Raw genomic sequence first — 6,675 nt, forward strand, 5'->3', positions numbered from 1 at the left:
CCGCGCCTCCGACGACGGCGCGGCCGAACGGCTCTACCGCGCGCTCGGCGGCGACGCGAGCACCGCCCGGCTCGGACCGGAGTGCGGGGTGGCGGTGTCGACGTCGCGGCCCGGGTGGTGGTCCTACACGCAGGTCAGCGCGCTCGACGCCGCCCGCGTCCTCGCCTGCGTGCGCGAGCGCGCCCCCGGCCTGCCCGGCGGACCCGCACTGCTCGCCGACCTCGACGCCGTCACCCCGGACGGGCAGTCCGGGATCCGGCCCGTGCTCCCCGGCGCCGTCGCGGAGAAGAACGGCTGGACCCTGCACGGCGCGGACGGCTGGAACGTGCACTGCGTGCTGGCCTGGGAGGACCGCGCGCTGGCCGTCCTCACCACCTATCCGGGCGGGCTCGGCGTCGAGTACGGCTGGCAGGTCTGCCGCGACGTCGCCGCGGACGTGCTCGCCGCGTCCTGAGGCGGACGGTTTCGACGGGCCCGGCACCGGGAATGCGATCGATCGCCCCGACCCGACGAGAGGTGGACGATGACCGGCTTCTTCGGCCCCGGCGACCCCCGCGGCCCGGTGCACCGGATCGACCTGACCCGGCTGCTGAGCGGCGGTGCCCGCGAGATCATGGCCCGGGCCGCCCAGGAGGCCGCGGAACGCGGTGACACCGACCTCGACGCCACGCACATCCTGCTGGCCTGCGCCCGCACCGACACCACCCGCGGCTGGATCGCCCGGGCCGGCGGCGACCCGGACACGATCGCCCGCATCCTGGAGGAGCGCCTGCCACGCCCCGGCGGTGGCCACGACGCGGGGCGGCCGCCGTCGCTGACGCCGTCGGCCAAGCGCGCGCTGCTCGACGCGCACCAGATCTCCCGCTCGCTCGGGTCGAGCTACATCGGGCCCGAGCACCTGCTGCTCGCGCTCGCCGCCAACGAGGACTCCGCCGCGGGCCGGCTGCTCGCCCGATCCCGGTTCAGCCCCGGCGCGATGACCCCGCAGGCCCCCGCCGGGCCGGGCGCGACGGGCACCCCGGACCCGGGCGCGGTCGCGGACACCGGCACCCCGACCCTGGACCAGTACGGTCAGGACCTCACGGAGGCCGCCCGCGGCGGCGGGTTGGACCCGGTCATCGGCCGCGCCGACGAGATCGAGCAGACCGTCGAGGTCCTGTCCCGCCGGACCAAGAACAACCCGGTGCTGATCGGGGAGGCCGGGGTCGGGAAGACCGCCGTCGTCGAGGGGATCGCCCAGCGCATCGCCGACGGCGAGGTGCCCGACACCCTGCGCGGACGCCGCGTCGTGCAGCTGGATCTGGCCGGTGTCGTCGCCGGCACCAAGTACCGCGGCGACTTCGAGGAACGCATGCGCACGCTGATCGAGGAGATCCGGTCGCACAGCGACGCGCTGATCGTGTTCATCGACGAGCTGCACACGATGGTCGGCGCGGGCACCGGGGGAGGGGACGGCGGCGGTGCGATGGACGCCGGGAACCTGCTCAAGCCCGCGCTGGCCCGCGGCGAGCTGCACGTCATCGGCGCCACCACGATCGACGAGTACCGCCGCCACATCGAGTCCGACAGCGCGCTGGCCCGCCGCTTCCAGCCGGTGCTGGTGCCCGAGCCGTCGGTGGAGGACGCCGTCACGATCCTGCGCGGCCTCGCCGATCGCTACGAGGCCCACCACCAGGTCCGCTACACCCCGGACGCGCTGCGCGCGGCGGTGGAGCTGTCCGACCGCTACGTCACCGACCGGTTCCTGCCGGACAAGGCGATCGACCTGCTCGACCAGGCCGGCGCCCGGGTCCGGTTGCGTACCCGCACCCCCACCGTGGACCGGCGGGCCGTCGAGCAGCGTCTCGACGCGCTGCAGCGCGACAAGGACCAGGCCGTCGCGCACGAGGACTACGAGAAGGCCTCCCAGCTGCGCGACGAGATCACCGCTGCCCGCGAGGAGCTGACCGCCGACCCCACCGACCCCGACGGTCGCGCACCCGTCGTCGGCGTCGAGGAGATCGCCGAGGTCGTCGCGCGCTCCACCGGCATCCCGGTCGCCCAGCTCACCGAGGCCGAACGGGACCGGCTGCTCAAGCTGGAGGACGAGCTGCACCAGCGCGTCATCGGGCAGGACGCCGCGGTCACCGCCGTGGCCGAGGCCATCCGCCGCTCGCGCTCCGGGCTCGGCGACGAGAACCGCCCGGTGGGCAGCTTCCTGTTCCTCGGCCCCACCGGGGTCGGCAAGACCGAGCTGGCCCGCGCCCTGGCCGTCGCGCTGTTCGGCGAGGAGGACCGCATGGTCCGCCTGGACATGAGCGAGTACGGCGAGAAGCACACCGTCGCGCGGATGGTCGGCGCCCCGCCCGGCTACGTCGGCTACGGCGAGTCCGGCGAGCTGACCGAGGCGGTGCGCCGGCGGCCGTACTCGGTGCTGCTGCTCGACGAGATCGAGAAGGCGCACCCGGACGTGTTCAACACGCTGCTGCAGGTCCTCGACGACGGCCGGCTGACCGACGGCCAGGGCCGTACCGTCGACTTCCGGCACACGGTGATCATCATGACCTCGAACGTGGGGTCGGAGCTGATCACCGGACACGGGACCACGCTCGGCTTCGGCCCGGCCGCCGGCCCGGACACCACCCCCGCCGAGCGGGAGGAGGCGGTGCTGCGCGACCGGCTGATGCCGCGGCTGCGGGAGGTCTTCCGGCCCGAGTTCCTGAACCGGATCGACGAGACCATCGTCTTCCGCCGGCTCGAGGCCGAGCAGCTCACCCGGATCACCCGGCTACTGCTCGACGACACCCGCGACCGGCTCGGCCGGATGGACATCGGCTTCGAGATCAGCGACGACGCCGTCGCGCTGCTCGCCGAGCACGGGCACGCCCCCGAGTTCGGGGCGCGTCCGCTGCGCCGCACCATCCGCCGCGAGCTCGACAACCCGCTGTCGTCGATGCTGCTCGACGGGCGGATCGGCGCGGGCCGCACCGCCCGGGTCGGCGTCGAGGACGGGGCGTTGAGCATCGAGGCGGTGGCGGTCCCCACCGGCTGAACCTGACCTCGCAGGGTTCACATGCGAATGTGTGCATGTATGGTGGCCGCATGGGGCACGGACACGGACACGGCGGCGGGTCGGGCCACGGGCACGCCGGCGCGGGCACCGACCGCCGCCGGCTGGCGACGGCACTCGGCGTCACCCTGATCACGGCGGTCCTCGGCGCCGCGGGCGCGGTCTACACCGGCTCGCTCGCGCTGCTGGCCGACCTCGGCCACCTGCTCACCGACGCAGGGGCGCTGGTCGCGGCGCTGATCGCCAGCGTGCTCGCCACCCGACCGGCGACGACGTCGCGGACCTACGGGATGGGCCGGGCCGAGGTGCTCGTGGCGGCGCTGAACGCGCTGACCCTCGTCGCGGTCGTGGTGTGGGTGGGCATCGAGGCGGTGCAGCGGTTGTTCGTGCCCGCAGCGATCCCGGGCCTGCCGCTGCTGGTCATCGGCGTGCTCGGCCTGATCGGCAACCTGGTGTCGCTCGCCGTCCTGGCCGGCGGCGACCGCGGGAACATGAACATGCGCGGTGCCATGCTGCACGTCCTCGGCGACGCCCTCGGCTCGGTGGGCGTGCTCGCCGCCGCCGTCGTCCTGATGACGACCGGCTGGCCCTACGCGGACACGATCGCCTCGCTCTTCATCGTCGCGCTCATCCTCCCGCGTGCCGTGGCGCTGCTGCGCGAGGCCGCGCACGTCCTGCTGGAGGGGGCGCCCAAGGGGGTCGACGCCCAGGAGGTCAAGGCGGCGCTGCTGGCCGTCGACGGGGTGGCCGACGTCCACGACCTCCACGTGTGGGCGATCAACGACCGTACCCCGGCCATGTCGGCGCACGTCGTCGTCGACGAGGAGGTGTCCGCGCACTGCGGGGACACCTCGGTCCTCGACCGGGCCGGGCAGGTGCTGCGCGAGCGGTTCGGCCTCGACCACTCCACCCTGCAGGTCGAACACGCAGCGCACACCGGGCACGAGAACCACTGCGGCTGAGACGCCCGATGGTCCGCGGGGCCGCCGTGGGTAGCCTCCGGGCGTGGAGCACGCGTCCGGCCCGTCCACGCCCGAGGGGGCGAGCCCGCGTGACCGCGGCGCGGGCGTCGCCGGTGACCGTGCCGCGGCCGGGGGAGTGACCGCGCGCGCCGTCGCGCCGGACGGTGCCGGCATCGCTTTCGACGTCCGGGGCACCGGCGACCCGCTGGTGCTGCTGCCCGGACAGGCGAACTCGCGGCACTGGTGGAGCACCGTGCGTGCGGATCTCGTCAGGCACCGCACCGTCGCCGTGGACACCGCAGGCACAGGGTGCAGCGACGACGTCGTCGACCGCGACTGGAGCACACGCCGGCTCGCCCGCGATGTCGTCGCCGTGCTGGACGCGGCCGGGATCGACCGTGCCCACCTCTACGGGACGTCGATGGGCGGCCGGGTCGCGCAGTGGGTCGCCGCCGACCACCCGGACCGGGTGGGTGCGCTCGTCCTCGCGTGCACCACCGCGGGCGGACCCGACGCGGTCCCTCCCGCCCCGGAGGTTCTGCGTCGCCTCGCCGACCCGGCGGACAACGCCGCCGAGCTGCGACGGCTGATGGTCGGTCCGGAGACGACCGGCCCGCTGACCGTGCTCGGCGACGACACCATGAGCCCGGCGGCCCGGGCGGGGCACCGCCGGGCGAGCGCCCGCCACGACGCCGGGGACGCGATCGCGACGATCACCGCGCCGACCCTGGTCCTGCACGGTGCCGACGACGAGTTCACGCCGCCGGGGAACGGACGGCGCCTGGCCGCGCGGATCCCCGGGGCAGAGCTGCTCGTGCTGCCCGGGGCCCGGCACGCCTGCTTCCTCGACGGTCGCGCGACCGCCGCGGTCCTCACCTTCCTCGCACGTCACCCCCTGCGCTGACCGGCGGCCCCGGCATCCACGTCGGCGGGCTCCGGCCGGACCAGCAGGCGGGCCCGGCCGTCGGCCGCGGCGACACACCGCGGGCCGGTGCCCGGCCCCCGGCACGAGGTGCGACCGGTCCTAGCCCGCCAGGTGCGACCAGCGGGCCGACAGCTCGTCCCAGGTGCCCTCGTCGGCGACCCGCCCGCGGTCCAGCACGACCACCCGGTCCGCCCGGGCCAGCGCCGCCCGCTTCGTGCTCGCGCCGACCACGGTGCTGCCGCGGCGGCGCAGCGCGGCCCACAGCTCGATCTCGGTGCGGACGTCCAGCGCGGAGGACACGTCGTCGGCGACGATGAGCTCGGCGCCGGTCGCCAGCGCCCGGGCCATCGCGACCCGCTGCACCTGCCCGCCGGACAGCCGGATGCCCCGGTGTCCGACGACGGCATCCGGCCCGCCTGCCGTGGCCACGTCCCGGTCGAGCCGGGCGTCGCCGACCGCGTCCTGCACCGGCCGGTCGTGGCCGAGGGCGATGTTGTCGCCGAACGTGCCCGAGAGCACCCGGGGGACCTGCCCGACGTAGGCGACCTGCCCGGGACGCAGGAACGTCTGCGGATCGTCGACCGCGCGCCCGTTCCACCGGATGACGCCCTCGTGCCCGACCAGCCCGGCCAGGCCCGCGAGCAGGCTGGACTTGCCCGACCCGACCTGGCCGGTGACCAGCACCAGCGAGCCCGCCTCGATGTCGAGGTCCACACCCTCGACGCCGACGGTGCCGTCGTCGTGCACGGCGGCGACCTTCTCCAGGCTCAGCCGCTGCAGCGGCTCGCGCTCCGCCGGCTCCGGGGCCGGCGCGGCCCCGGTGGCCAGATCGACCCCCGGCGGCAGCCGGGTCAGGTCCGCAGGACCCGCGAACGGGGCGACGGCTCGTAGCCAGCGCCGTGCGATCGGGGCCTCGGTGACCGCGGCCGCGCACACCTGCCCGAGGAACCCGGCCCCGTTCAGCGTGGTCGACACCAGCAGCGCCGTCGCCAGCGGCCAGGTCCCGGCCAGGTACAGCGACCAGGTGAGCACCACCGCGCCCTGCAGCAGCACGCCGGGGACACCGTCGAGCAGGGTGCGCACCCGGTACTCGCGGACCGTGGCCCGGACCCGGTCGCCGTCGACGGCGGCGAGGTGGGCCCGCAGCGCTCCGGTCGCGGCGGCGAGCTTCACCGTGCGCACCGACTCCAGGACCGATCCCAGCGCGGTGCCGAACCGGGCCCGTGCGTCGGCCGCGATCCGCCCGGACCGCCCCGCGAACGGCGCCCCGATCGCCGCGACGCCCGCGCAGACCAGCAGGAACCCGCCGATGACGGCGGCCGCGCGCACGTCGGCCGCCACCAGCCCGGCCACCACGACGACGACCACCGAGTTGGTGACGTCGACCCAGCGGTCCACGTAGAGGATCATCCGGTCCGAGTCCAGCGCCCGCGCCACGACCTCGCCCGCGGGGGAGCGCGGACCACGCCGCTGCATGGTCTGCCCGCGCAGCACCCCGAGCCGCAGCCGCAGCGTCGTCGCGGACCACCAGCGCGGGTAGGTGCGGAACGCGACGGCGATCCACACCGGGAACAGCATCAGCACCACCGTCAGCGCGGCGGCGGGCCCCCACGGCGTGCCGCCGCCCTCCAGCCCCGCGACGACGAGCCCCCACAGCCAGCCGGTGAGCACACCCGTGGCCGAGCCCAGGGTGGCGAGGGTGAACATCGACCCGCCGGCCAGCCCCCAGCGCGGGTGGG

Annotated in this window: 4 protein-coding genes and 1 pseudogene; 4 read left to right on the plus strand and 1 reads right to left on the minus strand. The window is 75.6% G+C overall.

The genetic code is table 11. The features are described from left to right. From GTW08_RS17245 to GTW08_RS17260, 4 genes and pseudogenes are all read left to right on the plus strand, one after another. Nucleotides 1–454 (plus strand): annotated as a pseudogene (locus GTW08_RS17245) (hypothetical protein); the annotation flags it as partial. A gap of 69 nt (nt 455–523) precedes the next feature. Next, the gene (locus tag GTW08_RS17250; protein WP_073577001.1) at nt 524–3,031 is read left to right on the plus strand and encodes an ATP-dependent Clp protease ATP-binding subunit; all 2,508 of its coding nucleotides are present in this window, start codon (nt 524–526) and stop codon (nt 3,029–3,031) included. Nucleotides 3,032–3,081: 50 nt separating this feature from the next. Continuing rightward, nucleotides 3,082–4,011, plus strand: coding sequence for a cation diffusion facilitator family transporter (locus GTW08_RS17255; RefSeq protein ID WP_073577000.1), 930 nt, complete (start codon nt 3,082–3,084; stop codon nt 4,009–4,011). Between the two features lie 43 nt (nt 4,012–4,054). Beyond that, a complete protein-coding gene (locus GTW08_RS17260; protein ID WP_304580172.1) occupies nt 4,055–4,915 on the plus strand; it encodes an alpha/beta fold hydrolase in 861 nt (286 codons plus the stop codon). Nucleotides 4,916–5,035: 120 nt separating this feature from the next. Here the strand turns inward: GTW08_RS17260 and GTW08_RS17265 are convergent. After that, on the minus strand, nt 5,036–6,675 hold a 1,640-nt coding region (locus GTW08_RS17265), incomplete at its 5' end, for an ABC transporter ATP-binding protein (RefSeq protein ID WP_161152221.1).

This window comes from Pseudonocardia sp. SID8383, assembly GCF_009864975.1.
GTDB classification, from domain to species: Bacteria; Actinomycetota; Actinomycetes; order Mycobacteriales; family Pseudonocardiaceae; genus Pseudonocardia; species Pseudonocardia alni.

What these genes read in the sequence shown, in the direction of transcription:
- GTW08_RS17250 (WP_073577001.1), top strand. Translation starts at nt 524, where the DNA reads ATGACCGGCTTCTTCGGCCCCGGCGACCCCCGCGGCCCGGTGCACCGG.
- GTW08_RS17255 (WP_073577000.1), top strand. Translation starts at nt 3,082, where the DNA reads ATGGGGCACGGACACGGACACGGCGGCGGGTCGGGCCACGGGCACGCC.